The 26,939-nt window shown below is 58.8% G+C and carries 26 protein-coding genes; 14 read left to right on the top strand and 12 right to left on the bottom strand.

Annotated features, from left to right (window positions below; genetic code table 11):
- Nucleotides 1-32 precede the first annotated feature (32 nt).
- From lspA to ACR0KG_RS01750, 4 genes are all read right to left on the bottom strand, one after another.
- Nucleotides 33-509, bottom strand: a complete 477-nt coding sequence (lspA, locus tag ACR0KG_RS01765; RefSeq protein ID WP_480826313.1) for a signal peptidase II — start codon at nt 507-509, stop codon at nt 33-35.
- Nucleotides 509-2,098 carry a bifunctional phosphoribosylaminoimidazolecarboxamide formyltransferase/IMP cyclohydrolase gene (gene purH, locus ACR0KG_RS01760; RefSeq protein ID WP_480826312.1) on the bottom strand — a complete coding sequence of 530 codons (1,590 nt, stop codon included), beginning with the start codon at nt 2,096-2,098 and terminating at the stop codon, nt 509-511. The genes lspA and purH overlap by 1 nt, the downstream gene beginning before the upstream one ends.
- Nucleotides 2,099-2,120: 22 nt before the next feature.
- Complete coding sequence (locus ACR0KG_RS01755; RefSeq protein ID WP_480826311.1) at nt 2,121-3,860, bottom strand: heparinase II/III family protein; 1,740 nt, start codon at nt 3,858-3,860, stop codon at nt 2,121-2,123.
- Nucleotides 3,861-3,932: 72 nt separating this feature from the next.
- Nucleotides 3,933-5,210: an RsmB/NOP family class I SAM-dependent RNA methyltransferase gene (locus ACR0KG_RS01750; protein ID WP_480826310.1), complete on the bottom strand. Its 1,278-nt coding sequence runs from the start codon at nt 5,208-5,210 to the stop codon at nt 3,933-3,935.
- 88 nt (nt 5,211-5,298) lie between these two features.
- On the opposite strand from ACR0KG_RS01750, the gene ACR0KG_RS01745 reads away from it, so the two are divergent.
- Nucleotides 5,299-5,481 (top strand): DUF1674 domain-containing protein, encoded by a 183-nt coding sequence (locus ACR0KG_RS01745; protein WP_170533727.1) that lies wholly within the window; start codon nt 5,299-5,301, stop codon nt 5,479-5,481.
- Nucleotides 5,482-5,485: 4 nt separating this feature from the next.
- Here ACR0KG_RS01745 and ACR0KG_RS01740 read toward each other — a convergent pair whose 3' ends face one another.
- A complete protein-coding gene (locus tag ACR0KG_RS01740) occupies nt 5,486-6,340 on the bottom strand; it encodes a LysR family transcriptional regulator (RefSeq protein WP_480543321.1) in 855 nt (284 codons plus the stop codon).
- A 99-nt stretch (nt 6,341-6,439) separates the two neighbouring features.
- Between ACR0KG_RS01740 and tmpA the strand changes: the two genes are divergently transcribed.
- Both tmpA and tmpB read left to right on the top strand, forming a co-directional pair.
- Complete coding sequence (gene tmpA / locus ACR0KG_RS01735) at nt 6,440-7,576, top strand: 2-trimethylaminoethylphosphonate dioxygenase (RefSeq protein ID WP_480826309.1); 1,137 nt, start codon at nt 6,440-6,442, stop codon at nt 7,574-7,576.
- Complete coding sequence (gene tmpB / locus ACR0KG_RS01730; protein ID WP_480826308.1) at nt 7,573-8,163, top strand: (R)-1-hydroxy-2-trimethylaminoethylphosphonate oxygenase; 591 nt, start codon at nt 7,573-7,575, stop codon at nt 8,161-8,163. Before tmpA ends, tmpB begins: the two co-directional genes overlap by 4 nt.
- Before the next feature lie 60 nt (nt 8,164-8,223).
- Here the strand turns inward: tmpB and dapB are convergent, their stop codons facing one another.
- Entirely contained in the window at nt 8,224-9,033 is an 810-nt protein-coding gene (dapB, locus tag ACR0KG_RS01725; protein ID WP_480826307.1) for a 4-hydroxy-tetrahydrodipicolinate reductase, read from the bottom strand.
- Nucleotides 9,034-9,124: 91 nt separating this feature from the next.
- Between dapB and rbfA the strand changes: the two genes are divergently transcribed.
- From rbfA to rpsO, 6 genes are all read left to right on the top strand, one after another.
- A complete protein-coding gene (rbfA, locus tag ACR0KG_RS01720) occupies nt 9,125-9,520 on the top strand; it encodes a 30S ribosome-binding factor RbfA (RefSeq protein ID WP_170453633.1) in 396 nt (131 codons plus the stop codon).
- The gene (locus tag ACR0KG_RS01715) at nt 9,517-10,260 is read left to right on the top strand and encodes a phosphodiester glycosidase family protein (protein WP_480826306.1); all 744 of its coding nucleotides are present in this window, start codon (nt 9,517-9,519) and stop codon (nt 10,258-10,260) included. Before rbfA ends, ACR0KG_RS01715 begins: the two co-directional genes overlap by 4 nt.
- Before the next feature lie 54 nt (nt 10,261-10,314).
- Nucleotides 10,315-11,220, top strand: a complete 906-nt coding sequence (gene truB, locus ACR0KG_RS01710; protein ID WP_480551103.1) for a tRNA pseudouridine(55) synthase TruB — start codon at nt 10,315-10,317, stop codon at nt 11,218-11,220.
- A 21-nt stretch (nt 11,221-11,241) separates the two neighbouring features.
- Entirely contained in the window at nt 11,242-11,745 is a 504-nt protein-coding gene (locus ACR0KG_RS01705; protein ID WP_480551101.1) for a DUF1643 domain-containing protein, read from the top strand.
- 95 nt (nt 11,746-11,840) lie between these two features.
- Complete coding sequence (locus ACR0KG_RS01700) at nt 11,841-12,860, top strand: calcium-binding protein (RefSeq protein ID WP_480826305.1); 1,020 nt, start codon at nt 11,841-11,843, stop codon at nt 12,858-12,860.
- Nucleotides 12,861-13,003: 143 nt separating this feature from the next.
- Nucleotides 13,004-13,273: a 30S ribosomal protein S15 gene (gene rpsO, locus ACR0KG_RS01695; protein ID WP_170428415.1), complete on the top strand. Its 270-nt coding sequence runs from the start codon at nt 13,004-13,006 to the stop codon at nt 13,271-13,273.
- Nucleotides 13,274-13,339: 66 nt separating this feature from the next.
- On the opposite strand, the gene ACR0KG_RS01690 is transcribed toward rpsO, so the two are convergent.
- The 3 genes from ACR0KG_RS01690 to ACR0KG_RS01680 all read right to left on the bottom strand — a co-directional run bounded on the left by ACR0KG_RS01690 (nt 13,340) and on the right by ACR0KG_RS01680 (nt 16,936).
- Nucleotides 13,340-14,242: a hypothetical protein gene (locus ACR0KG_RS01690; protein ID WP_480826304.1), complete on the bottom strand. Its 903-nt coding sequence runs from the start codon at nt 14,240-14,242 to the stop codon at nt 13,340-13,342.
- 138 nt (nt 14,243-14,380) lie between these two features.
- Entirely contained in the window at nt 14,381-15,982 is a 1,602-nt protein-coding gene (locus ACR0KG_RS01685; protein WP_480826303.1) for a BCCT family transporter, read from the bottom strand.
- A 189-nt stretch (nt 15,983-16,171) separates the two neighbouring features.
- Nucleotides 16,172-16,936: a DUF3299 domain-containing protein gene (locus ACR0KG_RS01680; RefSeq protein ID WP_480826302.1), complete on the bottom strand. Its 765-nt coding sequence runs from the start codon at nt 16,934-16,936 to the stop codon at nt 16,172-16,174.
- A 282-nt stretch (nt 16,937-17,218) separates the two neighbouring features.
- On the opposite strand from ACR0KG_RS01680, the gene pnp reads away from it, so the two are divergent.
- The 4 genes from pnp to ACR0KG_RS01660 all read left to right on the top strand — a co-directional run bounded on the left by pnp (nt 17,219) and on the right by ACR0KG_RS01660 (nt 22,866).
- The gene (gene pnp / locus ACR0KG_RS01675; RefSeq protein WP_480826301.1) at nt 17,219-19,366 is read left to right on the top strand and encodes a polyribonucleotide nucleotidyltransferase; all 2,148 of its coding nucleotides are present in this window, start codon (nt 17,219-17,221) and stop codon (nt 19,364-19,366) included.
- Between the two features lie 207 nt (nt 19,367-19,573).
- Complete coding sequence (locus ACR0KG_RS01670; RefSeq protein WP_480551091.1) at nt 19,574-20,764, top strand: hypothetical protein; 1,191 nt, start codon at nt 19,574-19,576, stop codon at nt 20,762-20,764.
- A 208-nt stretch (nt 20,765-20,972) separates the two neighbouring features.
- Nucleotides 20,973-21,977 (top strand): Hint domain-containing protein, encoded by a 1,005-nt coding sequence (locus ACR0KG_RS01665; RefSeq protein ID WP_480826300.1) that lies wholly within the window; start codon nt 20,973-20,975, stop codon nt 21,975-21,977.
- Nucleotides 21,978-22,176: 199 nt separating this feature from the next.
- Entirely contained in the window at nt 22,177-22,866 is a 690-nt protein-coding gene (locus ACR0KG_RS01660) for an outer membrane protein (protein WP_480543351.1), read from the top strand.
- A 136-nt stretch (nt 22,867-23,002) separates the two neighbouring features.
- Here the strand turns inward: ACR0KG_RS01660 and ACR0KG_RS01655 are convergent, their stop codons facing one another.
- Nucleotides 23,003-23,653 carry a peroxiredoxin gene (locus ACR0KG_RS01655; RefSeq protein WP_480826299.1) on the bottom strand — a complete coding sequence of 217 codons (651 nt, stop codon included), beginning with the start codon at nt 23,651-23,653 and terminating at the stop codon, nt 23,003-23,005.
- 213 nt (nt 23,654-23,866) lie between these two features.
- Between ACR0KG_RS01655 and ACR0KG_RS01650 the strand changes: the two genes are divergently transcribed.
- Nucleotides 23,867-25,306 (top strand): aldehyde dehydrogenase family protein, encoded by a 1,440-nt coding sequence (locus tag ACR0KG_RS01650; protein WP_480826298.1) that lies wholly within the window; start codon nt 23,867-23,869, stop codon nt 25,304-25,306.
- A 55-nt stretch (nt 25,307-25,361) separates the two neighbouring features.
- On the opposite strand, the gene ACR0KG_RS01645 is transcribed toward ACR0KG_RS01650, so the two are convergent.
- Together ACR0KG_RS01645 and ACR0KG_RS01640 are read right to left on the bottom strand one after the other, a co-directional pair.
- Complete coding sequence (locus tag ACR0KG_RS01645) at nt 25,362-25,796, bottom strand: glyoxalase superfamily protein (protein ID WP_480826297.1); 435 nt, start codon at nt 25,794-25,796, stop codon at nt 25,362-25,364.
- Nucleotides 25,797-25,973: 177 nt separating this feature from the next.
- A complete protein-coding gene (locus ACR0KG_RS01640) occupies nt 25,974-26,825 on the bottom strand; it encodes a methylated-DNA--[protein]-cysteine S-methyltransferase (protein ID WP_480551083.1) in 852 nt (283 codons plus the stop codon).
- Nucleotides 26,826-26,939 lie beyond the last annotated feature (114 nt).

Below are 26,939 nucleotides of genomic sequence, written 5' to 3'. Positions count from 1 at the left end.
TTCGGACGTTTTATCGCATATCCTTCGGCGCGTCACGAGGGCTTTTTCCCGTCAAACAGAACAAGCCCAATGGCCCCTGCAAAGACAAAAACATCCGCCAGATTAAACACATACGGGTTGTTAATGCCGCAGCAAGACATGTTCAGGAAATCCAGAACAAAACCATAAAACACCCGGTCAACCACGTTACCCAGCGCGCCACCGATCAATAAACCGCCGCAAATCAGCATCAGTTTGGACGGGGTTGAACGGCGCAGCCAGATAAAAACAGCGACACAAATCGCAACGGAGATCGCGACCAAAACCCAGCGCGCGGCATCAGAGTTGCCCTGAAACAGGCCAAAGTTGATACCGCGGTTTTCACCGTATTTGAACACGACCAAAGGTGGCAAAACGTCGATACCACCAGGCTGATCCGCCACGCGCAGTACCCGAACGACCAAATATTTGCTGATCTGGTCGATCAGAATGGCCACCAGCGCAGCCCAGTATAGCAGCCGATAGGACATCAGTGCCGGAAATGCCGCATGCCGGTGAAGACCATCGCCAGCCCGGCCTCATCCGCCGCTGCGATCACCTCATCATCGCGCATGGAGCCACCCGGTTGGATCACGCAGGTAGCACCAGCCTGCGCCGCCTCCATCAAACCGTCTGGGAAGGGGAAGAACGCGTCCGACGCCACGGCGGAGCCAATGGTCAATGGCTGGGGCAGGCCCAGAACATCGGCCATGCGCTCAGCTTTCTTGGCTGCGATGAGTGCGGAGTCGACACGGCTCATTTGCCCCGCACCCACACCGACGGTTGCTCCGTCTTTGACATAGACGATGGCATTGGATTTGACATGCTTGGCCACCTTCCACGCGAACAGAAGGTCGCGCATCTGTTCGTCGGTCGGCGCTTTCTTGGTGACCACTTTCAGGTCATCCATGCCAACAAAGCCATTATCCTTGTCCTGAACCAACAGGCCGCCAGCCACCTGACGCACGGTTTTGCCACCGGCGGTCACGTCCGGCAGGGCTTCGGTCGTCAGCAGGCGCAGGTTTTTCTTGGCCGCAAAGATCGCCTTGGCCTCATCCGACGCGCCGGGGGCAATGACGACCTCGGTGAAAATCCCGGTGATTTCCCGCGCGGTTTCAGTATCGAGCGGTTGATTTAGGGCTACAATGCCCCCAAAGGCTGAGGTTCGATCGCAATCGAAGGCCGATTTATAAGCGTCGAGCAAGGTTTCACCTGTCGCAACACCACAGGGGTTGGCGTGTTTGATGATGGCGCAGGCCGCGCCCTGTGCCGGATCAAACTCTGCCACCAACTCAAAGGCCGCGTCAGTGTCGTTGATGTTGTTGTAGCTCAGTTCCTTGCCCTGATGCTGAACAGCTGTCGCCACACCGGGACGGTTCGTGCCGTCGGTATAGAACGCTGCCTGTTGATGGCTGTTTTCGCCATAGCGCAGGGTCTGTTTCAGTTCGCCAGCAAAGGCACGGCGCTTGGGGGCCTCCAGCTGCAGCGCCTCCGCCATCCAGTTCGAAACAGCTGTGTCATAGGCCGCTGTGCGGGCATAGGCCTTTTGGGCCAGCCACTGGCGGAACCCGTATGAGGTCTTGCCGTAGTTCTCTTCCAACTGATCCAGCAGGGAAGAGTAATCTTCGACATCGACAACAACATTCACAAAGGCATGGTTTTTTGAGGCCGCGCGGATCATCGCAGGCCCGCCAATGTCGATGTTCTCGATACATTCATCATAGCCCGCACCTTTGGCAACGGTCGCCTCGAACGGGTAGAGGTTCACGACCAGCAGGTCGATTGCGCCAATGCCATGCTCGTCCATCGCTGCGACATGGGTGTCGTTGTCACGCAGGGCCAGCAGGCCTCCATGCACCATCGGGTGCAGCGTTTTCACCCGACCATCCATCATCTCGGGAAAGCCGGTGATCTCACTCACGTCCCGAACTTCAAGCCCCGCGTCACGCAGCGCTTTGGCAGTGCCGCCGGTCGACAACAGCTCAACCCCGCGTTCGGCCAGAGCCTTTCCCAGCTCGATCAATCCGGTCTTGTCGGAAACGGAAAGCAACGCGCGGCGCACGGGGTGAAGATCGGTCATGGGTCCAAAGGTCCTTTTGGCGTCAGTCGAATTCTGGCTCGTCCCGGTGCAGGTCACGCACGGCATAGGCAGTATCCTGCGCCTTGCTTAACGTCCACTGGATGCGCGTCGCATACTCCATTGCGCGGCCAGATAGAACGATCTGTTTTGTCGCGCGGGGCTTTAGGCGCCCTTTTTCAAGGTAAACGCTTGGCTGGACGTCCAATTTTCCTATGCCATCATGGCGGAAAACCCAGATCTCGCCGCTTTTGAGCGCCATCGACACCGCCGCCCCGCCCAGATCAACGGCTGTATCCACATCCGGATGCAGGTGAAAACGAATGTCAAAAGGGATGCCCGACAGGCCCGAGGCATCCATCGCCTTGTCAAACTGCCGCTTGGCTTTGTCGGTTGCGGTCAGAAGAATATCTTCGACCGTCAATTTGCGTCCGTCAAAACGCAACTCGAAGGTGCGCGCATGGGTCAGGCCAAACACTTTGGCGTACCCGTCATGCCCGGACATAAAGCGAATGCCTTCGATCGCGTCCTCAAAATCAAATGGAACACCGCGCGGCGCGTCGACAAGCGCCTGCTGCTCACTACCTTGAACCGGCTGGGCCAGTCGGGCGCTGGAATAGCCGTCCAGGCACAAAGTGGAATGAGACGGCGTTGCCCGGCCTGCCCGCCGCCAATCCAGCCCGAAACTGGCCCCGGACCCGCAATTGACGATCAGAGGACGACGACCCGACGTTAGCTCGAACGCCAAAGTCGAGGCATGCGCGTTGAACGAGGCCGCACCGGATGGCGGCGGGCTGGCATCGACAACAACCGTGGTCCGACCGGCAGAAAGGCAAGAATACCCCATCGGCAGCTCGGTCGCCGCCTTGTGTTTGACCCCGCTTTGCGCCAGCGCCTGTTCCAATCGCCCCTCGACCCCGCGACCACCACCATGGAACCGGGCCAAGGCCCCATCGGCGTGGCGCAAGCTGCGCAAGGTAGGTGCAATCCGCTTAATCGCGTTGGCCTGCGCCACGGGCGTGCCGCGGCCCACATCGTTCAGGGCGGCGGCGGTCCAGCTGAGCAAGGTGAAAACCTCCAGCAACTCCTCGGGGTTGCGGGTTGGGATACCACCTTGTGCATCCACCTGTCGTTCGCATTCCCGCGCCAAGGCACGGACTGCGGGGTCGGCCATCGCCTCCAGCCCCTCAAGGGCAAGGCCCGATTGCACCAGTCCGGCCAGTGCCTCGAACCTTGGCAATCCCGGCGTCGCCGCATGCCAACGCTTAGACAGGAACCAGGTCTGTTGCGCCAGAGACCGAAAGAACAGCTTACTTTGGGCATCATCAACGCCGCGCAGCAGGAAGAGAGCGTGATTGATCCAGCGCATGACCCTGCGCCCGGTCAGATCAGGAACCCATCCGGGCCCGCGGCCTCGCCCATGGGCCGCGATCCAGCCCCAGACCCAGCGCTGCGCCTTTTCCCGCGCGCGACTGTCTCCAACCGCAGCCAGATCATCAAGCCAGGCAAAGCCGTGGCGTTCATCGTCAAATCCAACGCTTGGGGCCGCGACCTCCCACAAACCCGTATCTTGCGCCTCGACCAGATAGCCGGAGAACAGCAGGTTTCCGGCGACCAGCTGACGCCCCCGCGCATAAGACCCAACGGTGCGCGGTTCGGGCTGTGAAACAAACCCGGTCACCGCCCGCTGCCTTTGACTTAGACGCGCATAAAACCGGTTCTGAAACCGCATCCACCGGCTGGTCATGGTGTCCGTTTCTGACATGACGCGTTTTACTCTGCCCCTTGCGCTCTGCTGGCGCTTGCGACCCAACGATAGACCGGGCTGATCGTCAAGTCATCGAAAAGCGTGACCTAAGGCGGATTTACTCAGGCAGGCGATGTAGAACCCATCCATACCGCCGTGATCCGCCCAATAATCCGGCCGCAGGCGCAAGCCGCCTTCTTCGGTGATCCAGTTATTGTCCACGCCCGGCAGGTTCAGCGCCACGCGATCCACTACCATATCCGGATGGCTTGCCAGCGCCTCTTCGATCTGCACCTCGCCTTCGTCCGGCAACAAAGAACAGGTGCAATAGACCAACCGCCCGCCGGGTTTCAGCAGACCCCAGGCATGGGCCAGCATCTGCGCTTGAAGATCGATCAAACCACCGAATTCGGACCCATCCTTGGCAAAAGGCAGATCGGGGTGCCTGCGGATCGTGCCCGTGGCCGAACAGGGTGCATCCAGAAGGATCGCATCATACTGTCCCGCATGCTCCAGTGCGTCGCCGACAACAACCGTTGCCTTCAAGCCGGTCCGTGCGAGGTTCTCTCGTACCCGCTCCATACGCGCCTCTGAGATATCCAGCGCCGTGACATCTGCCCCGGCAGCGGCCAGTTGCATCGTCTTCCCGCCCGGCGCGGCGCAAAGGTCCAGCACCTTTTCACCCGGCTTCGGGGCCAGAACGCGCACCGGCAGGGCAGCCGCCGCATCCTGTACCCACCACGCCCCGGCCTGATATCCCGGCAAGGTCGAAACCTGACCTGCATCTTTGACACGCACCGACCCGGTTGGCAGCGTTTCACCCGACGGCGCAGATGCCCCCGGCTTGACGGTCAGATCCAGCGGAGCCCCGGCAAAATGGGCCTGTTCCATGCCGATAACAGCACCCGCGCCCCAAGCGGTGATCAGGGGATCGCGCAACCATTCGGGCAGACGTGGTACACGCATCTTGGGCCAGGCCTCAGGCCCTTCGGCAGCGACCTTGCGCAATACTGCATTGACCAGACCCTTAAGGCGACCATGCTTGCGTGACCGGCTGACAATCTCGACCATGGAATTCACCACCCCATGCGCGGCTTCGCCATTGCACAGCTCAACCGCACCAAGACGCAGCGCATTATGCACAGTCAGGGCGGGTGTCCGGTTCAAATGATTGTCAAGAAGTCGGTCGGCGCGCTCCAACCCGCGCAGCGTTTCAACGGCCAGGCGCTGCGCACGCGCGCGATCTTCGGGGCCCAGCCGGTCCAGCGCACCTGCGGCCAGGCATTCGGACAGCAACCGGCCCTCACCCAGCACCTGATCCAACAGATAGATTGTGCTGCGCCGTGCTGCTGTTGCGCTGTTTGACATGATCCCGCCTTCATATGACCTGCGCCCGCATTGCCATTGGCGGACGCGGGCGTATATCAAGGCTGTGCCCGGAAAGGAACCCGATGTCATGAGTGATGACCGCAAAGACCTGCCCCCCGCGGCCCAGCGCGCGCTGGCCGAAGCGGAAGAACGCCGCCGTAAGGCCGAAGCCAAAGCAGAGGCATTGCCCAAAGAACTGGGCGGTCGTGACGGGCCAGACCCTGCCCGCTATGGCGATTGGGAGAAAAAGGGCATCGCCATCGATTTTTAGGCGATCAGCCGCGCAGCGCTTGCAGAAAATCCTGAATCAACGCGCGCTGTTTCTTGGATGTCGCCCGGTCTTCAGGCCATGTCAGCCAATAGCCATCCTTGGTCTGCAATTCTGGCAAGTCTAGCCTTTGCAATCGCCCCGATTGCAAATCCGCCTGCGCCAGAGGCACCGAGCCCAGTGTCACACCCTGCCCCTGCCGGGCTGCGGAAATCGCATGTTCCATCGAATCAAAGCTCACTTTTGACGGCGGAAGCTCCGCCCCGCCCGTTTTCCTTGCCCAGTCCCGCCAGCCCGGGCGTTCGCCACGCAGATCAATTAGCGGCGCGCCCCAAACGACACCGGGTGCGGCCATCGGCACCAGAACCTCGGACGCGATCAGCGCGGCATCGCGCCCCGGCCACGCTTCGCGCCCATAGCGGATTTGCAGCCAGGTGCGCTCTTCATCCAATGACGACCGGCGCGCAACCGAGTCTGTCATCACGCGCACCTTGGGCCGCATGTCCTGAAATCGGTCCAGACAGGGCAGAACAAGCGCATGAATGCTCGATGATAGCCCTGCAACCCGCAGCTCACGCGGGGATTTTCCGAACAAGTCCTCGGTATTGCGTTCCAACGCCTGCAAACTGTCCTGCACCAGCGGCAGATAGCTTTCACCTTCGACCGTCAGTGACACGCCGCGCGCTTCACGCACAAACAAGGACCGGCCCAGCCAGGATTCGAGGTTGGCAATCCGCTGGCTGACCGCCGCCTGCGTCAGCCCGAACTCTTTTGCCGCCGCTGAAAACCCGCCCAACCGGCCCGCAGCTTCGAACACCCGCAGCCAGTCCAGGGGCGGCAATCCGATCTTTTTCTTAGCCATAAGTTTTTCCGAGCCTCAGCCGCAAGAAGGATTAATTGTCGTAATGCCATGAACATCGTATCTGCTCAACCAAAGCTCGCGCTGAACAGGAGACCCCCCATGCTGCGCACCGCCACTCACACCGCCTCTGTCGTTACTGTTGTGTTTGACAGCGGAACCGAGGCCCGCTTTCACGCCATCTGGCTACGCGACAACGCGCTGGACCCGGACACCCGTGCGCCCGGCAATGGCCAGCGCCTGATTACTATCAGCGACATCCCCTCCGACGTCTCGGTCAGCGCGGTGCAAGTTGTTGCGGGCGATCTGCAGGTCACGTTCCAGCCCGAGGATAAGACGGTCATCTTCCCCGCCGACTGGCTGGCTGAACATTGCTATGACCGCGATCATGATGCTGTGCCGGGCCGCGTCGCGCCCGGCATCACCACATGGGAACGTGGCATCGATGCGCCCAGCGGTGACTGGTCTGAGGTTCATGCCAATCCTTCCGCCAAGCGCAACTGGCTGGCAGCGGTGGCTGAATATGGCTTTGCCAAGCTAACCGGAGGCCCGACCGAGGCGGAATCGCTGCTGAAAGTGGCCGACCTGTTCGGCTATGTGCGCAAAACCAACTATGGCCCCTATTTTGAGGTCCGAACCGAAGTGAACCCGACCAACCTGGCCTATACCGGGCTTGGATTACAGGCCCATACCGACAATCCTTACCGCGACCCGGTGCCCACACTGCAAATCCTCTATTGTCTTGAAAACTCCGCCGAAGGCGGCGATTCCATCGTGGTTGACGGATTCCGCGCGGCCGAAAAGCTCCGTGATCAGAACCCCGAAGGCTTTGCCCTGCTGGCAGGCTACCCAGCCCGGTTCGAATACAAAGGCTCAGACGGGGTCTGCCTGCGGTCGCGCCGCCCGATGATCGAACTGTCCCCGGATGGAGAGTTGATTGGCATCCGCTTCAACAACCGCTCCTCGGCCCCGTTTGTTGACGTGCCCTTTGACAAGATGGAAGTCTATTACGCCGCCTATCGCCAATTGGCCGAAATCATCGATGACCCGGCGATGGGTGTGGCGTTCAAGCTGGAACCGGGTGAGAGCTTTATCGTGGATAACACCCGCGTACTGCATGCGCGCCTCGGCTACTCGGGCGCGGGATCACGTTGGCTGCAGGGGTGTTATGCAGACAAAGATGGCTTGCTGTCGACCTTGGCCGCGATGGAAATGGCCCAGCCGGAGGCGGCGGAATGAAACCTGATTTCACGACGCTGAGCCGCGACAATATCGTGGCTTTCATCGGCGACATCTTCGACCGACGCGGCGGTGAAGAGTATCTGGGCGAACCTGTCACCATGGCCGAACATATGCTGCAGGGCGCCACCATCGCAGAACAGAACGGCATGGCCGAAGAGATCATCGTGGGCGCGTTGCTGCATGACATCGGCCATTTCACCTCCGAGTTCGGCACGTATCATCCCGACGACACCGAGGACCGCCATCACGAGGATGCCGGGGCTGAAGTGCTAGAGCAGTTCTTCCCCTCGGTCATCACCGATTGCTGCCGATATCACGTTGCGGCCAAGCGCTATCTCTGCGCCACCAAGCCGGAATATTTCAACCGGCTGTCAGCCGCGTCCATCCACACGCTTGAACTGCAAGGCGGCCCGATGAGCACAGAAGAAGTGGCAGAATTCGAAGCCAATCCAAACCTGAAAGAGATCATTCAGGTACGTTACCTCGACGAAGCAGGTAAGCGCGCGGATATGGATACACCCGATTTCGCCCATTTCGCGCCGATGGTGCAGCGCATGGTCGATCGTCATCTGAAGACCGATTGACGCAATCATAAGCGACCACCGAGGGCAACAAACACTTGTCCTCGCTGGCGCTGCGCAGGGCTACAGGCCCAGAACATCCAACATGTCATACTGACCCGGCGATTTCCCCTGTCCCCAAAGCGCGGCTTTCAATGCGCCTCTGGCAAAGATTGCGCGGTCGGTGGCCAGATGACGCAGAACGATGCGCTCGCCCGGTGCGGCGAACAAAACGTCATGTTCCCCCACGATGTCACCACCACGTATGGCGTGAAACCCGATATCGCCACGTTTGCGCGCACCGGTAATGCCGTCGCGACCCCGGTCGGAGACATCGGCCAGCTTGACTCCACGCCCCTCAGCGGCGGCCTCGCCCAGCATCAGCGCGGTGCCCGAAGGGGCGTCGACCTTGTGGTGATGGTGGCCTTCAATGATCTCGATATCGAAATCCTCATCCAGCGCCGCCGCAACCTTTTTAGTCAGTTGCACCAGCAGGTTGACGCCGAGGCTCATGTTGCCCGCCCGCACGATGACTGCGTGGCGCGAGGCAGGCTCCAACGCCGAAATTTGGTCGTCGCTCATGCCGGTGGTACCGATCACGTGGACACAGCGCGCCTGTGCCGCCAATGCTGCGAATTCCAACGTCGCCTCGGGTGCTGTGAAATCGATCACGGCCTGCGCCTGCGCAAAGGCTTCCAACGGGTCATCGGTGACTGTGACACCCAGCGCGAGGCCGCCCATGGCCTCACCTACATCCTGACCGATCCAATCATGGCCCGCGCGCTCGACCACGCCGACCAGACGCGCCTGATCGCTGTCGCTGACGGTCTTGATCAGCATCTGCCCCATACGGCCCGAAGCCCCTGTGATAACGATCCCCGGAATATGGGTCATGGCGGTGTTCCCTTGCTGCAAACTGCTCAAAGCCTCCTACCCGGTTCGCGCCCGCTTGGCAAAGCCCTGCTTTGCGCTTAGATCGGGGTTTATGGCAAAGAACAAATTCCACGATGGCCCTGGCCCGTCCCAACGACAGCTGCGAGTCGGCGAACTGATCCGCCGCACCCTGTCCGAGGTTCTGGCGCGCGGAGATGTCCACGATCCCGACCTGAACCGCATGTCGATTACTGTGGGTGAGGTGCGCACCTCGCCCGATCTTAAGATCGCCACCGCCTATGTGCTTCCACTCGGGGGCAAGGGGCAGGAGGACGTGATCGAACTGCTTGCCCGTAACAAGGGTGAGCTGCGGCGCGTGATCGGTAAGAAACTGAACCTGAAATTTTCACCCGATCTGCGATTCCGTCTGGATGATACGTTTGACCGTCTGGACGACACCCGTCGCATGTTCGAACAGGACGCGGTGCGCCGCGATCTGGACGAGTGATCCGGTCACTGACCATTTTGAGCGCGGTTCTCTGGGCCGTGCAAGCCGGCGCGGTGACCTGTGAGAAGGTCACGCATCAGGACAAGCGCTATACGATCTGCGAGGTAGATGCCACCAGCGAAGACCTGCGCCTGTTTCTAAACGATGAAAACGGCGATCTGCTTGGGCACTTTTCCTCGATCAACGAAGCGCTTGAACCCGGTGGCAAACGCCTCGCCTTTGCGATGAACGCAGGCATGTATCACGACGATCGGTCGCCCGTGGGCCACTATGTCGAGTATGGTCAGGAACAGATGCGCGTGATTGCCAATCCGGGCCCTGGAAATTTCGGCTTGCTACCCAATGGTGTGTTCTGCATCCGCGACGGCCGTGCCGATGTGTTTGAGACGTTGGAGTTTGTCGAGCAAGCCCCGCAGTGCCGTTTTGCGACTCAATCCGGTCCGATGCTGGTGATCGATGGCGAACTACACCCACGCTTTCTGCCCGATTCCACCTCGGTCTATGTGCGTAATGGGGTCGGCACCAGCGCGGATGGGACGCGCGCAGTGTTCGCGATCTCTGATGACTACGTCACTTTTCACGAATTCGGCAGCCTGTTCCGGGATGTTCTGGAAACACCAAATGCGCTGTTCTTCGACGGCAATATCTCTCGCATGTATGAACGTGCCAGCAACCGGTCGGATGTCGGGTTCTCGTTGGGGCCCATCGTAGGCGTGGTCGAGGATATGCCTGTAAATTGACAGCGTCTGGGCGATCCGCTAACTCGCGCGCCTCAGCAAGATTCTAGGTGCAAAATGGGACGCAAACGCAAAGGTCGCGATATCTCTGGCTGGCTGGTGGTGGACAAGCCCGCCGGCATGACCTCGACCGCGGTGGTCAACAAGGTGCGTTGGGCGATGGACGCCAAGAAGGCGGGGCATGCAGGGACGCTAGACCCTGAGGCGACTGGGGTTCTGGCCGTGGCTCTGGGTGAGGCGACCAAGACCGTTCCCTATATCACAGATGCTTTGAAAGCCTACACCTTCACTGTGCTTCTGGGTCAGGCCACCAATACCGACGATGCCGAGGGTGAGGTGATTGCACAATGCGATATGCGCCCCTCGGATGACGAGATCAAGCAGGCGCTTTCCCCGTTTCTGGGCGACATCATGCAGGTGCCACCTAAGTTCTCGGCGGTGAAAATCGACGGGCAGCGCGCCTATAAGCTGGCCCGCGATGGCGAGAATGTGGAACTGTCCGCTCGCCCCTTGTGGGTCGAAGAACTCATACTGGTTGATCGCCCCGACGATGACCATGTGGTGCTGGAGATGACTTGCGGCAAAGGGGGCTACGTCCGCTCCATCGCGCGTGATCTCGGTGAGGCTTTAGGCTGCTACGGCCATGTTCGCGAGCTGCGCCGCATCTGGTCCGGCCCGTTCGAGGCCGAGGATGGCCTGTCCATCGAGCAGATCGACGAGATGGCCAAGACCACCGCGCTGGACGACTACCTGCACCCGCTGGAAACCGGCCTGTCGGACCTGCCCGAACTGAAATGCACCCCCGAAGGCGCCACCCGCCTGCGCAACGGTAATCCGGGTATGGTTCTGGCCTCAGACGCAAAATACGGCGATGAGGCCTGGGCCTCGCTCGACGGCAAAGCCGTGGCGGTGGGCATCTATAAATCGGGCGAATTGCATCCTAGCCGGGTGTTCGTTGCCTGACCCACGTGCTAGGCGATGGGCATGATCACTCGAACCCACACCAAGGGCGATGCGCCATCAACCGCTGTTTATTCTGATTGCGAAAACTATCGCTATAGCCTCACCCGAATCTGGGATCCCGAGGGTCGCAAGGCGCTGTTTGTGATGCTGAACCCGTCGACCGCGACTGAGGTGCAGAATGATCCCACGGTTGAACGCTGTGAACGCCGCGCGCGCGCTTTAGGCTTTGGGGCGTTTCAAGTGACAAACATCTTTGCTTGGCGCGATACCGACCCACGCAAGATGCGCGCCGCTGTCGATCCGGTAGGCCCCGAGAACGACGCGGCCATTCTGGATGGCGTTCAGTGGGCCGATCAGGTCATCGCCGCCTGGGGCACCCATGGCGCGCATCTGGAGCGCGGACCAACAGTGGAAACCCTGCTGCGGAACACCGGGCACCCTCTGTTCCATCTGGGTCTGACGAAAGACGGCCACCCGAAACATCCGCTGTATATCGCATACACCCAACAGCCCGAAGCCTGGTGACAAAGGGTTAACCACACCTCCAGCTTGGCTTTGACCAAGCAACAGGCCGGATGGGATAGTCCATCCTCGGAGCAGTTTGCTTTCGGAGGGTTCCCATGTTTCTGGCCGGACTAATTGGATTGGCAGCCGTTGGTGGCGCAGCATATGCGATTGGCGATGTTCTGACCTCAGAAGAAGACGAGCGGGACGAAGACGAACCACAGGACAATATTGCCGACGACATCCCCGAAGGTGAGTTTCTGGAGGTCGGCGAATATGTCGATCCACCTGCGACAGAAGACATCCCCGACATTTCAACAGGTACGGTGATTTCCGAACATCTGGGCGATCTGGTGATCGCAGGAACGGACGGCGTGGATGAGATCACCGGGCAAGAGGGGACCGATCAGATCAACGGCTATGCCGGCGATGACCTGATCAACGGCGGATGCGGCAATGACGTTTTGCATGGCGGCGATGGGCAGGACGTGATGTTCGGCGGTCATGGGGAGGATACGCTGCACGGTGAAGATGGTGACGACCTGCTGTTCGGCAATCAGGGCGACGACCTACTTGCGGGTCATTTCGGTGACGATGAACTGGACGGTGGCGCGGGCGACGATACGCTCTACGGTGGTCAGGGCGATGATGAACTGGCGGGTGGCAAAGGAGATGACGCGCTGCATGGCGGATATGGCGATGACAGGCTGTCGGGGGGCGCGGGCACCGACACGCTGTTCGGGGGCGATGGCGATGATCTGCTGCTTGGCCGTGACGACGGAGGGTTCGACCAGACCGACTTTCTGAACGGGGGTGATGGCGAAGATACCATCGTGGCCCATACATCAGATGTGGCCAATGGGGGCGACGGGGCTGATAACATTGTCCTAAGTTCGGAGGCCGAGGATGTCACCATCATGGGCTTTGAACCGGGAGACGACAAATTGTTTATCACCTGGGAAGACCAGACCAATCCCGACATTCAGATCGAACGGGATGAGGACACTCCCAACCTGACCCGTATCGTGGTTGACGGAGAAGAGGTTGCCCAGGTCTTTGGCGCTGACGGCATCAGCCTTGATGATATTCAGCTGATCACCGAGGCCGAACTGGCCCAATATGGATCGATAGGCTAGGGCCCCAGAAACCCTTTGCCATTCCTTTCAAAAGCGCCTATACGCGCCCATCCGCATCGGAATCGGTGCGGTTTTCTCCATGGGCCTGCGCTGGACGACATCCCGGCCTGCGCCATTAACTCTAACCTTTGAAGGAGACCCCGATGTCGATCACTGCCGCTGAAAAAACACGCGTCATGAAAGAATTCGCAACCAAGGACGGCGACACCGGTTCGCCAGAAGTCCAGGTTGCCATCCTGACCTCGCGCATCAACACCCTGACCGAGCACTTCAAGACCCACAAAAAAGACAACCACGGTCGTCGCGGTCTGCTGAAAATGGTTGCCCAGCGCCGTAAGCTGCTGGACTATCTGAAGGGCAAAGAAGAAGCGCGTTACCAGGACCTGATCAAAAAGCTGGGCATCCGCCGCTAAGGTTGGCTCTCACCGCTTGCAGATTTCAAACGCCCGCCACTTTGGCGGGCGTTCTTGGTTTCCGGCCTAGATCGCCTGCCACTTTTTGTAGGTATCAACCGCCAGCGCGGTATCGATTACGAACATCGCCACCGCAGCGACCATCGCGACCATCGACAGCCAGAACGATCCGCTAGCCGAAGCCAAAGCCAGTGTCATGCCGCCCACGCAGGTGGCAATCGCGGCCGCCTTTTCCAGACCGCTCATATCGGTCAGAACGATACCTGCCAGCTTGGTGAAGCCGACCGATGCTTTGGCCACGCCCAGCATGGCCTTCATCTTGGCGACATCACCGCCTGCTTTGCCAGCCTTTGCGATGGCACCTGCATGGCGGGCAATCGGTTTGCTACATTTGACAGCGATACCGGCACCTGCCTTTGTCACGGTTTTGCTGCCTAGCGCTTGATAGACCCCCAAGGCGGCCATCGCCATGGTGATGATATCGGCAAAAGCCTTTGCTGCCGCGCCGATAAACGTATTCAATGCAGCCTTTTTCTTCTGGCTTTTGCTGGACCCAAGAGGCGCGCCCAGCAGTGGCGTATTGCCTTGCATCAGGATTAGACTGTCCGCCGTTTCTTCAATCGAGAAAGGCGCATCATCGATCGGGACAGTCGCGGCATCAGCTTCGGAGATCGGGTCCGGCGACAGGAAACGCGCCTTAATCTGTGCCTGCTGTTCTTCGGGAAGCGACCGGATATCGGCCCCCTCTTCAGAGTTATAAAGCTCTTGCCACGCGCTTTCCATGATCGCGGCAACATCCGCGTCACTTGGCTCGGCGGTTGGCGCGGCGGTCATCAGCGGCATTTCAGTAGTTTCGTCTATATCAATATCCTCGACCGCATCTTCGGGAAGATTGTCGAGCATATCGACAAATGATTCATCGAACACATCGGGATTGAATGAAATGCCTGAGGCGGAATGAAGCTGCATGAGAAAACCTTTGCTAAACTATGAAACAACAACGCGGGTAGAATAGACGGGTTTTGGATTTTCTCTGTGGTCAACCTCACACATAAAAAACGCCCGCCAAACAGGCGGACGTTTCATTTTCTCATGGCTTAAGGCGTTTTACATCTTCGCCTTTTCTGATTTCAGTGCCAGCCACAGGCAGTAGCACATGATCAAAACCACCAGCGTGAACGGTATGCCCGTAGACACCGCGGCACCCTGCAGGGCAGATAATCCGCCACCCAGCAACAGCGCGATGGCGACCAGACCTTCGAGCGTGCACCAGAAGACCCGCTGGATCACCGGCGCGTCCATCTTGCCACCTGCGGTGATCGTATCGATCACCAGCGAGCCCGAGTCCGACGAGGTGACAAAGAACACCACGATCAGGACCAACGCGATGGGCGCGACGATCCCGTAAAGCGGCAGCTCTTTCAGGAAGCCGAACAAGGCACCTTCTGGCGCATAGCTGTCAATCACCGTGGCACGCACGCCTTCGGCTCCGCCCGCGTTCAGCATGTCGATGGCGGCGCCGCCAAAGGTTGACATCCACAGCGCGCAGACCGCTGTCGGAGCCAGTAGCGCGCACAGGATAAACTCACGCACCGTGCGACCCTTTGAGATGCGGGCGATGAACATGCCCACAAAGGGTGACCACGCGATCCACCAGGCCCAGTAAAAGGTTGTCCAGCCATGGAAATAGCTGGTGTCTTCGCGCCCGAACGGGTTGGATAAGGCCGGAAGGTGGTAGACATAGTCGACCATGACGTTGAAATATCGCGCGATGGCAGTGCCGACGCCGGTCACGACGATCACAAAGATGAACAAGCCGACGGCCATGATCATGTTGATCTCGCTCAGCCGTTTGACACCTGCATCCATGCCCATCAAGACCGACCCCAAAGCGATCAGCGTGATCCCGATGATCAACAGAACAGTCACGGTCGGGCTGGGTTCGATACCAAACACCTCGTTCAGTCCAGCCGCAACCTGTTGTGCGCCCAGACCCAGCGAGGTTGTCAGACCGAACAATGTGGCAAATACCGCCAGCGTGTCGATAAGGTGGCCCCACCAGCCCCAGACGCGCTCACCCAGGATCGGGTAGAAAGCCGACCGCAGGGTCAGCGGCAGGTCCAGATTATAGGCAAAGATCGCAAGGCTCAGACCAACAGCTGCGTACACCGCCCAGCCTTCTAGACCCCAATGGTGGATCGTCCCCACAATACCGGCGTATTCATTGCCCGGAACCGCGATGTCGATACCCAATGGCACAGCGTTTCCGCCTTCGGCAAAGTTGTAATAGACCGGTTCCATCACACCAAAGAACAAGAGACCGATGCCAATACCGGCCGCGAACATCATCGCAATCCATCCGGCATAGGAATAGTCAGGTTTGGCATCCTTGCCCCCGATCCGCACCTTGCCAACCGGCAGGACGATCAGAACAAGGCAGAACAGGGTGATTGCATCCACTGAAAGCACCAAAAACCAGTCAAACGTGCTGGTCAGCCAGGGCCGCAGCCAACCGAAGAATGTAGCAGCGGATTCCTGATTGGCCAAAGCGATCAGAACGAACGCAAAGATCAGGATACTTGAGATCAAAAAGACCGGGTTGTGGATGTCCAGACCGAAGGGTCGGACATTATCCTGCCCCAGCTCGTATTCGGTCTCAAAATCATAGATCCGTGGATCCGGATCCAGCATTTTCTTGGTTTGTGCCATTCGACTTACCCTCAGTTTGCTAGGTGCAAACGCCAAGGTCTTCGGTCGGAGGCGGCATCTGTTTTTGTGTTACCTTGGCGCGTTACCGTCCTCACGACCATAGGTCTTGTAGGCCAAGCCTACACTGTCACTAAATTTACACAAAACTATTCTGCTTTTCGAATGTATCTTTTGTCCTGTGGTATCGGGTTAAGGTGCATCGACAGCACCGCTGGACTTTCGCCCCAATGCTGCGCGTAACCGATCATGCAACGTTAGAAATTCATTGAATTGAACCTCCCCGCCGTCCAGAATCTCGGCCTCCTGAACCTCCATGCTGAAGGTTGCGTGCATAGGAACCTGCCCATCGATGACAAACGTCTCGTACCTGGTTGGTGCAATCGCTAGACGACCGATCAGACGCACATGCTCATAGTAGCCGGCCGGGGCCCAGTGATCTGAAAGCAGGAGCCGGATCATCTGGTTGGGCGGCGGCGGCGGCAGATGGCTGCACATGCCGGGCTGAGGCACCAGATAGGCAACCGTGCGACCCTGTTCATCAGGCGGTACGGGGATGACGTAGCCCGCGATCGAAATGATCTGATCGTCGAGCACAGGGTTGCCTGTGGTATTGGCAGTCTCGCGCCGCTGGATCACCGCCTCGCGCTGAGACATGAGCCAGTCGATATCGATTTGATCAGCAGCCAGGGCGGCTTCGGTTTCGACCAACATCTCTTGCCATTGCTGCCGTTCCCCTGCGCTGCCGACATTCTGTTCCAGCCGCCCACGCAACCGCAGCGCAAACCTGATGTCATCGGCCTGCTCATCATTGAGATCACGAAAAGGATCTTCGAAGACCTGCGCTGCGGGGTCAGGCAAGGCGGACCACTCAATAGGTTTGACGGGCGCTGCTAGTGATGAAACGCCTGAAAGGGCCAATATGATGACGGTCAGAAACCGCTGGCAAAAGGTCATCGCATCCTCAGTTATCAGATATGTATGACCATGTATGCAATCCTACGCCGTTTGCCATGGCGTTCATTTGGGTGGGCCTATAGATGCAGGATGGCGACCCGCCGCTGCTTTGTTCGGTTTCGCTTCCCTTCGGCCCCAATCTCCTGTATGCGCGCGCTATCTGAGACGTTGTGCCCTGACCCCGGCACTCGAATGGAAGATAAAGTGGGGTCGGCGGCAATGGGGCCGCCATGCAAACCGGAGACCCGCAGGGGCGGGAGTGCTCCGTTCTAGGATACGCATATGTTTGATGTAACGAAGAAATCAATGCAGTGGGGCGAGGAAACGCTGACACTGGAAACCGGCAAGGTTGCCCGTCAGGCCGACGGCAGCGTGATTGCCACGCTGGGCGAAACCAGCGTCATGGCAAACGTGACCTTTGCACGGGCGCAAAAACCCGGTCAGGACTTTTTCCCGCTGACCGTCCACTATCAGGAAAAATACTATGCCGCCGGTAAAGTTCCGGGTGGCTTCTTCAAGCGTGAGGCGCGCCCGACCGAGAAAGAGACGCTGACCGCGCGTCTGATCGACCGTCCGATCCGCCCGCTGTTCGTTGACGGCTTCAAGAACGAAGTTCTGGTGATGTGCACCGTGCTGTCCCACGATCTGGTCAACGATCCCGACATCGTTGCAATGATCGCTGCATCCGCTGCCCTGACCATTTCCGGCGCGCCGTTCCGTGGCCCGATCGCTGGTGCCCGTGTTGGGTTTGAGGATGGCGAATACGTCCTGAACCCGACCGTCGACGACATGCAGGACCTGCGCCTGAACCCCGAACAGCGTCTGGATCTGGTTGTCGCTGGCACCAAAGACGCCGTGATGATGGTGGAATCGGAAGCCTACGAGTTGTCCGAGGCGGAAATGCTGGGTGCCGTAAACTTTGCTCATGAGCAGATCCAGCCGGTGATCGACCTGATCATTTCGCTGGCCGAAGAAGCCGCAAAAGAACCGTTTGACTTCCAGGCGCCGGATTACTCTGAGCTGTCCGCTGCCGTTAAGGCCGCCGGTGAAGAGCAGATGCGCGCAGCCTTCGCGGTCACCGACAAGCAAGAGCGCACCGCCGCTGTTGCCGCTGCCCGCGAAGCGATCAAGGAAGCGCTGACCGAGGAACAGTTGGAAGACGGCAACCTCGGTTCCGCAATGAAAAAGCTGGAAGCCGGCATCCTGCGCGGCGACGTCGTCAAGGGTGGCAAGCGGATCGACGGTCGGTCGACCACCGATATCCGTTCGATCGTTGCAGAAACCTCGATGCTGCCGCGTACGCACGGATCCGCCCTGTTCACACGTGGTGAGACTCAGGCGTTGGCCGTGACCACGCTGGGCACTGGCGACGATGAGCAGTTCATCGACGCGCTGCATGGCAACTTCAAATCGAACTTCCTGCTGCACTACAACTTCCCCCCCTATTCGGTTGGTGAAGTTGGCCGCGTGGGTGGCCCCGGTCGACGTGAGATCGGCCACGGCAAGCTGGCATGGCGCGCCCTGCAGGCGGTGCTGCCTGCGGCGACCGACTTCCCTTACACGATCCGTATCGTGTCGGAGATCACCGAATCCAACGGCTCCAGCTCAATGGCATCGGTCTGCGGCGGTTCGCTGTCGATGATGGATGCGGGCGTTCCGCTGAAAGCCCCGGTTGCCGGTGTGGCCATGGGTCTGATCCTGGAAGATGACGGCGAATACGCCATCCTGTCGGACATTCTGGGTGATGAAGACCACCTGGGCGACATGGACTTCAAGGTGGCGGGTACCGAAAACGGCATCACATCGCTGCAGATGGACATCAAGGTTGCGGGCATCACGCCCGAGATCATGGAGAAAGCCCTGGCGCAAGCCAAGGACGGCCGGATGCACATCCTGGGCGAGATGGGCAAAGCCCTGTCCGAGACCAATGAATTCTCGGTACACGCCCCGCGCATCGAGACCATGAACATCCCGACCGACAAGATCCGTGAAGTGATCGGCTCGGGCGGTAAGGTCATCCGCGAGATCGTCGAGGTTTCGGGGGCCAAGGTCGACATCAACGACGATGGCGTCATCAAGATCGCCTCGCCCGATGGTGAATCGATCAAAAAGGCCTATGAGATGATCCACTCGATCGTCGCCGAGCCGGAAGAAGGTCAGGTTTACACCGGCAAGGTCGTCAAGATCGTCGACTTCGGTGCTTTCGTAAACTTCTTTGGCAAGCGCGACGGTCTGGTGCACGTGTCCCAGATCGAAAACCGCCGCCTGAACCATCCGTCGGATGTTCTGAAGGAAGGTCAGGAAGTTAAGGTCAAGCTGCTGGGCTTTGACGACCGCGGCAAGGTCCGTCTGTCGATGAAAGTGGTCGATCAGGAAACCGGCGAAGAAGTCGTGCCCGAGAAGAAAGAAAAGAAAGAAGACGCAGAATAAACCGCCCTTTCTTTCGATATCAAAGGCCCCGGTTTCGACCGGGGCCTTTTTACATGGTGGGTTGTGGTAGCGCGCTTCCCTACAGGTGCTCAGTTCATTCCCGATGTCGGCTTCGAGCCCAAAGTGCCACATGCTGCGCACTGCACCAATGACGGCTTTTAATTTCGGGGCGTTACTCTGCCGCGCGGCACAGGTATGTCTCCAACCATGTTGAACTCCTTTATACTCGCAACCGTTACTCTGGCTGGAGCGGTCTTGATCTGGCCCCGGCTGGCCAATGCGCAACTGTGGCGCGCCACCATCACACCCTTGGCGTCGATCATTGGCAGCGGTTTTCTTGTTCTGGGACCCATTCTCGATGTGAGCTTTGGAGGTTATGCGCCGCTTGTGATGATCGGTCTGTGTGCGGTGGCCTATCTGTTTGGCACTGCGATCCGGTTCAACATCGCCGACATTGACCGTCAGCCGCACACCTCCCCGGTCATAAATGCGCTCGAAACGATGTCGTCCTGTGTCCTTGCCTTCGCATTCGTGGTATCCGTTTCCTATTACCTCAACCTGTTTGGGGCATTTGGCGTTAGCTTGACGCAGCTTGATGACGCGTTCCACGCCAACCTGCTCACCAGTGCGGTCTTCCTCCTGATTCTGTTTACGGGTCTGACGCGTGGCTTTGCCGCGCTGGAACGGATGGAACAGATTTCCGTGGGGTTGAAGCTTGCCATCATCGCGGGCTTGCTATTTGGCCTTGCCGTTCATTTTGGCGACGTGGCGGGGCAACACGCGCTGCAATTCGAGACACCGCAGGTCACGGGCTGGACCGCCTTCACGCTCATGGCCGGGTTGATCGTCACGGTTCAGGGATTTGAAACATCGCGCTATCTGGCCGGAACCTACGATGCCGCGACTCGCATCCGCTCCATGCGCTTGGCGCAGGTGCTGTCGACCGGCATTTACTGTCTGTATGTCGGATTGTTGACCTTTGCCTTCGAGACCGATCCGGAGTCGCTAGACGAAACCGCGATCATCGACCTCATGCAGGTTGTTGCCCCAATCCTGCCGCTGCTTTTGGTCGTGGCGGCGTTGAGCGCGCAGTTCAGTGCCGCTATTGCAGATACCAGCGGATCAGGCGGTTTGATTGCAGAAGTGAGCGGCGGGTTTGTCTCTGAAAAGTTGGCTTATGCTTTACTAGTTGCTGCTGGTCTTACGCTGACCTGGACCGCCAATATCTTTGAAATCATCAGCTATGCGTCGCGGGCCTTTGCGCTTTACTATGCGCTTCAATCCATGGCCGCCACGATCCGCGCCGCAAGATCCCGCGATCCTGCACGCATGGTGTTCTTTACAGCCTTGGCTTTGCTCGGGTGTGCTATCGCTGTCTTCGGCACCCCGGTCGAATGAAAGGCGGACCTTTGTGGACGAAGCAGTGAAAGGCAGCTTCGTCGGCATCGCTACAATCGACCGTCCACTGAATGGCACAGTATTTCTCGCGCCGCTCCGCCGACGAAACAACCGCACCGCGGATTGGTAAATCAATTGTTAACTCTTATCGCGTGTATTTGCTCAACCTTAAGGTTTGTTTTGTCAATTCCAGGGATGCCTTTCGATCGTGGCCTCAGTTACCGTATTCGAAATCAGTGCGGACCCGTTCAGCAATCGCAGCGTCGACATCACGCAGGCGTATTCGGTTGAGATCATCGACAATGATGCCTTCCTCCAAGACCCTGACCCAGACAGCGCACAGCTTGATTTGACATCCCTGCCCGGGTTTTCGGGCTCGTCCCAGAACTTCAGCACGTTCGAAAGCTATACGGGCACAGTTAATGGGGCGCCGGTGCGCTTTACCCTGATCCAGTTCAGCAACCCGCGATACATCATCGTCACCTCGGGGCAGGCTGCGCTGGGTGACACAATCTCGGATACCGGCTTTGCTGGAACCGCTCAGTCGGCGGCGTATCAATCCCTGCCCTCCTTCGTGTGTTTCACGTCGGGGTCTCTGATCCTGACACCCAATGGCCTCCGCAAGGTCGAGACGTTGCAACCCGGCGATCCAGCCTGCGTTGCCCAAGGTCAAACCCGCGTCATCCGCTGGATCGGCCGACGTCGCCTAAGCCGCCTCGATTTGCAGGCCAACCCCCATTTATGCCCGGTTCGGATCAAGGCAGACAATTTTGGCCACGGTTGCCCGCGCCGCGATTTGCTGGTCTCTCCACAACACCGGATCGCCGTCACGTCCCCCGTAATGGAGCTGACACATTGCGAACCGCTCATGCTGGCCACAGCGAAAGCGCTGATCAACCAGAACACTATAACGCAGGAAACACCCGAGAACGGTGTTGAATACATCCACATCCTGTTCGACCGGCATGAGCTGGTGAATGTAGAAGGACTGTGGTCTGAATCCTTTTTTCCCGGCGATACAACCGTCAATGCAATGGCTCCTGCAACCCGCCGAGAATTGTTCGAACTGTTTCCGGAACTGTCGAAAGGGGCAGTAGGCTACGGGTCAACAGTGCTACCTGTGCTGAAAAACTACGAGGCGCGAGCGCTGCAATTCGTTCTCACCGCGCCACAGTTGGAGATGCAGCACCACGCCCAAGAGAAAGCGGCGTAACGCATACGACACCAATTGCCCTGCACCGCGGAATCGACACACCTCCAATCGAGGGATGCAGGAACAACTTGAAACAGGAATTTATTCCCTCACCAGCTTCCAATTTAGAGTGATCCAACGTGAAGGCCCGCTGCCTTTTCTTCTGATCTTGCCCGCTCATATTGCTGCGAGAAATCAATCGGAACAAAGGACAACGACCATGGTCATTCGCGGTATTCTGGCATCGGCAACCCTGGCCCTTGCCGCAACGCATGCCTCAGCTCAAAGCCTGACTGATGGTGCATATATACAGGGGTTTCTGGGCTATAGTCAGCTTCAGGACAGCGACTTCTCCGGCACGATCGGAGGCGCAACACAATCTGTCGATACCGATTTCGATGCGGGATATGGTATCGGTATCGCGATCGGTAAAGAAATTCCGCAATGGTCAAATGACCGGATCGGCACTCGCCTAGAGCTGGAACTGTCCTATCGCGACAATGATGTCGATGGCGTGAACTTCTCGGGCAATGGGCCAGCGCCAGAAGGCAATGTTTCGGGCGATATCGCGCAAACCTCTTTGTTTGCCAATGTTCTGTTTGATTTCAAACAGTCCGGTAAGGTTACCCCGTTTGCTGGCTTTGGTCTGGGCGCTACCTATTCTGACATCGACTTTGCTTACGGCCCGGGCGTCGCTCTTGATGACAGCGATACCAACTTCGCTGCTCAATTGATCGCGGGTGTGGCCTATGAAATCAACGCGTCCACCGCCTTCACGGTTGATGCCCGTTATTCACGCGCTTTCGATGTGTCGTCGGCCCGCTTGGCCCCCAACGGCGCGCTGACTGGCACGGTCGAAGATGATCTGGATACGTTCAGTGTGAACTTCGGGCTGCGCTACAGTTTCTGATCCGCTAAAGTTCTGCGGCCGCGTGCACCCCTGAGGGCCCGAAGCCACTTGCTTCATCTGGCCACAAATATCCTCGGGGGGAGTCGCGCCACTAGGCGCGACGGGGGGCAGACAGCCCCCCTGACCCGGTCCCGCCTTACGACGGGGCCTTGGTCTTACGCAGATAGGGAAAGATCGTTTCAAACTCACCAAATTTCGCCTTGGCATCTTCGTTTGAAACGCCCGGCGGGATAATCACATCTTCGCCCGGAATCCAGTTGGCAGGCGTCGCCACACCTTTGGCCGACATCTGCAACCCGTCCAGCGCCCGCAGGATCTCGGCAAAGTTCCGGCCCACGGTCATCGGGTAGGTCATTGACAGTTTTAGCTGCTTGTCGGGCCCGATGATAAAAACAGACCGTACTGTGGCACTATCGGCCGGCGTGCGGCCATCGGGCAGGTAGGCTTCGGCAGGCAGCATGTCAAAGGCTTTGGAAACAGCCAGACCATCGTCGGCAATAATCGGAAAGCCGGGATTGGCCTTGCCGTATTCCTCGATGTCCTTTTTCCACTTCTTGTGATCCTCAACCCCATCGACCGAGACACCAATCACCTTGGTATTGCGTGCAGCCCATTCATCGTTCAGCTGAGCCACGGCCGAGAACTCGGTCGTGCAAACCGGGGTAAAGTCCTTTGGGTGCGAAAACAGGATCGCCCAGCTGTCACCAATCCAATCGTGAAACTGAATGGTGCCCTGATCTGTTTCTGCGGTAAAATTCGGGACCGTGTCGTTGATGCGCAAACCCATGGGGCATCTCCTTCTTTGGTTACTGACCGAGTCGAATGCTGTGAACCTAACCACTTTGCGCCAGAGTTAAACCTTCCGCAAATCCAGCTTTGCTTTTTTCTGAGTAAGCACCCGCAAGAAATTTGATCAAATTCTCCTCTTGTCGCGCGCCGGGGTCGGTGACAGTGTGTGCGCAACCCCAGTTTAGGACATCACGATCCCGGAGGATTCGCCATGATCGAAAAGCGTAATTTCTATATCAACGGTGAATGGGTTGCCCCGTCCCAAGCCCATGATTTTGAGGTGATCAACCCATCGACCGAAGATCCCTGTGCAGTGATTTCACTGGGGTCCGAGGCGGATACAAACGCCGCCGTGGCAGCAGCCAAATCCGCGCTGCCCGGCTGGATGGCCACTCCAGTCGAACAGCGGATCGCGCTCGTCGAGAAACTGATCGAGATTTACCAGACGCGCAGCGAAGATCTGGCTCAAGCCATGTCGCTTGAGATGGGCGCGCCCATCGATATGGCCCGCACACAGCAGGCTGGTGCCGGAACATGGCATCTGCAAAACTTCATCAAAGCCGCCAAAGCCTTTTCGTTTGAACGGCCCTTGGGTGATCATGCACCAAATGACCGCATCATTTACGAAGCAGTAGGCGTCGCGGCCCTGATCACCCCCTGGAACTGGCCGATGAACCAGATCACGCTCAAGGTGGGGGCAGCTGCAATTGCGGGATGCACCATGGTGCTGAAACCCTCGGAACAAAGCCCGCTGAACGCGATGATCTTTGCCGAAATGATGGATGAGGCAGGTTTCCCGCCCGGCGTATTCAACCTTGTGAACGGTGACGGGGTCGGGGTTGGCTCGCAACTGTCGGCACATCCGGACGTGGATATGGTCAGCTTCACCGGCTCGACCCGCGCCGGGACGGCCATTTCCAAGAATGCGGCAGATACCTTAAAAAAGGTGCATCTGGAGCTTGGAGGCAAGGGCGCGAACCTAATTTTTTCCGACGCCGATGAGAAAGCCATTAAACGTGGTGTACTGCACATGATGAACAACACGGGCCAAAGCTGTAACGCCCCCAGCCGGATGCTTGTGCAGCGCCCGATCTACGATCAAGCCGTTGAAACTGCTGCTGAGGTGGCCAATTCCGTATCTGTCGCTAGCGCGGCGGAGGAAGGCCGTCATATCGGGCCTGTGGTGAACGAACTTCAGTGGACCAAGATTCAAGATCTGATCCAGAAAGGTATCGACGAAGGCGCGCGCCTTGTCGCCGGTGGCACCGGGCGGCCCGACGGGCTGAACAAGGGCTACTATGTCCGCCCCACGGTCTTTGCCGACGCCAACAACCAGATGACCATCGCGCGCGAGGAAATCTTTGGCCCGGTTCTGACCATGATCCCCTTCGACACCGAAGAAGAGGCAGTCGAGATAGCAAATGACACACCCTATGGTCTGACCAATTATGTTCAAACTCAGGACGGCGGGCGCGCCAACCGCATGGCGCGGGTATTGCGGTCGGGCATGGTTGAGATGAACGGCAAATCGCGCAGCGCGGGTTCCCCGTTCGGCGGCATGAAGCAATCCGGAAACGGGCGCGAGGGCGGCGTCTGGGGGTTGGAAGACTTCCTGGAAGTCAAAGCAGTCGGCGGCTGGGCTGCTGAGTAACTCAACGCGTAATTAGTCATGAAAGGGCGAGGCGCATCCAGTGCCTCGCCCCTTTTTATGCCGGTTGAACAACAAGCTGAGGCTCGCCGTCCGAGGTGCACCGGGTGGATCGGCCATCCCAACCGATCACACCTGTAACGCGCTGCCGGATCGCCGAAAAACTGTCGAACCGCACCACATCCACGGGCGCATCGAATTGCAGGGTCAACCGACGCTGCGCGCCATCGCCCAGAACAGTCAGACCGCGAATTTCGGCGGTGAAGGGCTGACCCAGGTACCGGCCCTTGACCCGGTCACCCACGCGCAGATGCATCCGGTTTCCCGCGATTGCCGTCAGCGTGTTCCAATCCCGCACGCCGTGCTGCCGGGCCAGAAGCTCCAGCGCCGCACTGTGCGATACGAAAACCCCAGTGGTTTTCAAAGCCTCCCGCAGGCGTTTCGCTTGCGATTTCAGCTCCGCCACTGGGGCGATTGAGTCAGATCTTGTCATCATGTGCCTCGTTTTCTGTAACGGGCGCGAAGTCAGAACGGGGTTCGCATTTCCATCCACGCGCCAGAAAAGGGCAACAGATGTTCATTCAAACGGGTTTCACCAAAGCCAAGGGCCGCGAACGGCAGGAGACCCGAACCTGCCGCGCCTTTTGGCGATGTTTGGATCACTTGTCAATCAGGCGTCAGCTTGCGCGGCTTCATAGGCCAGCATCGCCCGCTTGACGGGCAAGCCCCAGTGATACCCACCAAGGCCGCCTGATTTGCGTAGCGCCCGGTGGCAGGGGATCAGCCAACTTACCGGGTTGCGCCCGACCGCCGTTCCGACTGCACGAACGGCCTGTGGCGAGCCAACCCGCTGCGCAATTTCAGAATAGGTGGTGACTTGACCCGAAGGGATGTGCATCAGCGCCTCCCACACTTTGATCTGCAGGGGTGAGCCGATCAGGTACAATGGCGTCGGCTGCAAACGGTCGCTGACCGACCCAAAGGCGCTCAGAACCCAGGGCCGCAGGTGCATCGGATCCTCGACGAACGCAGCCTGTGGCCAGCGCGACAGCATATCCTCCATCGCCTCTTCCTCGCCAGTCTCGGCCCCGAAGGCCATGCCGCAGATGCCCTTGTCGGTGCCCATGACCAGCGCAGGGCCAAAGGGACTTTCGAACCAGCCCCAATAGATCGTCAGATCCGCGCCTTTGCGGGCGTATTCGCCGGGGCTCATGGATTCCCATTTCAGGAACAGGTCGTGCAGGCGACCGCTGCCAGACAGGCCGACGTTATGGGCGGTCTCCAACGTGGTGAACCGTTCCCGCAGCAACGCCTTGGCGTGGCCCAGTGTCAGATATTGCTGGTACCGCTTCGGCGACACCCCGGTCCAGCGCGAGAACAGGCGCTGGAAATGGGCAGGGCTCATATCCATCTGTTGCGCCAGTTCCTCAAGGCTGAGGCCCTCGCCGCCCTGATCGATCAGCTCGATTGCGCGTCGCATGACGTTGTAGTGATAGCCGCTTTCCGGGGTCTGGATGTTCATGGTTCTCACCTCATTCTGTGGCCTAAACCATAGCGCGCGAGACACGTCCAAGCGACCCGGAACTTGCGCATTGGCTTTGGGCTTGTGTCATTGGCCCTTGGGCGGCATTAAGGC

The sequence above is a fragment of the Ruegeria sp. H4 genome (genome assembly GCF_056533065.1).
The sequence above is the reverse complement of the archived record's forward strand: the minus strand, read 5'-3'. Positions and strand labels throughout refer to the sequence as shown.

Bases quoted from the DNA above. Each gene is read 5' to 3' on its own strand.
- lspA (WP_480826313.1), bottom strand. From the start codon at position 509: ATGTCCTATCGGCTGCTATACTGGGCTGCGCTGGTGGCCATTCTGATC.
- purH (WP_480826312.1), bottom strand. From the start codon at position 2,098: ATGACCGATCTTCACCCCGTGCGCCGCGCGTTGCTTTCCGTTTCCGAC.
- ACR0KG_RS01755 (WP_480826311.1), bottom strand. From the start codon at position 3,860: ATGTCAGAAACGGACACCATGACCAGCCGGTGGATGCGGTTTCAGAAC.
- ACR0KG_RS01750 (WP_480826310.1), bottom strand. From the start codon at position 5,210: ATGTCAAACAGCGCAACAGCAGCACGGCGCAGCACAATCTATCTGTTG.
- ACR0KG_RS01745 (WP_170533727.1), top strand. From the start codon at position 5,299: ATGAGTGATGACCGCAAAGACCTGCCCCCCGCGGCCCAGCGCGCGCTG.
- ACR0KG_RS01740 (WP_480543321.1), bottom strand. From the start codon at position 6,340: ATGGCTAAGAAAAAGATCGGATTGCCGCCCCTGGACTGGCTGCGGGTG.
- tmpA (WP_480826309.1), top strand. From the start codon at position 6,440: ATGCTGCGCACCGCCACTCACACCGCCTCTGTCGTTACTGTTGTGTTT.
- tmpB (WP_480826308.1), top strand. From the start codon at position 7,573: ATGAAACCTGATTTCACGACGCTGAGCCGCGACAATATCGTGGCTTTC.
- dapB (WP_480826307.1), bottom strand. From the start codon at position 9,033: ATGACCCATATTCCGGGGATCGTTATCACAGGGGCTTCGGGCCGTATG.
- rbfA (WP_170453633.1), top strand. From the start codon at position 9,125: ATGGCAAAGAACAAATTCCACGATGGCCCTGGCCCGTCCCAACGACAG.
- truB (WP_480551103.1), top strand. From the start codon at position 10,315: ATGGGACGCAAACGCAAAGGTCGCGATATCTCTGGCTGGCTGGTGGTG.
- ACR0KG_RS01705 (WP_480551101.1), top strand. From the start codon at position 11,242: ATGATCACTCGAACCCACACCAAGGGCGATGCGCCATCAACCGCTGTT.
- ACR0KG_RS01700 (WP_480826305.1), top strand. From the start codon at position 11,841: ATGTTTCTGGCCGGACTAATTGGATTGGCAGCCGTTGGTGGCGCAGCA.
- rpsO (WP_170428415.1), top strand. From the start codon at position 13,004: ATGTCGATCACTGCCGCTGAAAAAACACGCGTCATGAAAGAATTCGCA.
- ACR0KG_RS01690 (WP_480826304.1), bottom strand. From the start codon at position 14,242: ATGCAGCTTCATTCCGCCTCAGGCATTTCATTCAATCCCGATGTGTTC.
- ACR0KG_RS01685 (WP_480826303.1), bottom strand. From the start codon at position 15,982: ATGGCACAAACCAAGAAAATGCTGGATCCGGATCCACGGATCTATGAT.
- ACR0KG_RS01680 (WP_480826302.1), bottom strand. From the start codon at position 16,936: ATGACCTTTTGCCAGCGGTTTCTGACCGTCATCATATTGGCCCTTTCA.
- pnp (WP_480826301.1), top strand. From the start codon at position 17,219: ATGTTTGATGTAACGAAGAAATCAATGCAGTGGGGCGAGGAAACGCTG.
- ACR0KG_RS01670 (WP_480551091.1), top strand. From the start codon at position 19,574: ATGTTGAACTCCTTTATACTCGCAACCGTTACTCTGGCTGGAGCGGTC.
- ACR0KG_RS01660 (WP_480543351.1), top strand. From the start codon at position 22,177: ATGGTCATTCGCGGTATTCTGGCATCGGCAACCCTGGCCCTTGCCGCA.
- ACR0KG_RS01655 (WP_480826299.1), bottom strand. From the start codon at position 23,653: ATGGGTTTGCGCATCAACGACACGGTCCCGAATTTTACCGCAGAAACA.
- ACR0KG_RS01650 (WP_480826298.1), top strand. From the start codon at position 23,867: ATGATCGAAAAGCGTAATTTCTATATCAACGGTGAATGGGTTGCCCCG.
- ACR0KG_RS01645 (WP_480826297.1), bottom strand. From the start codon at position 25,796: ATGACAAGATCTGACTCAATCGCCCCAGTGGCGGAGCTGAAATCGCAA.
- ACR0KG_RS01640 (WP_480551083.1), bottom strand. From the start codon at position 26,825: ATGAACATCCAGACCCCGGAAAGCGGCTATCACTACAACGTCATGCGA.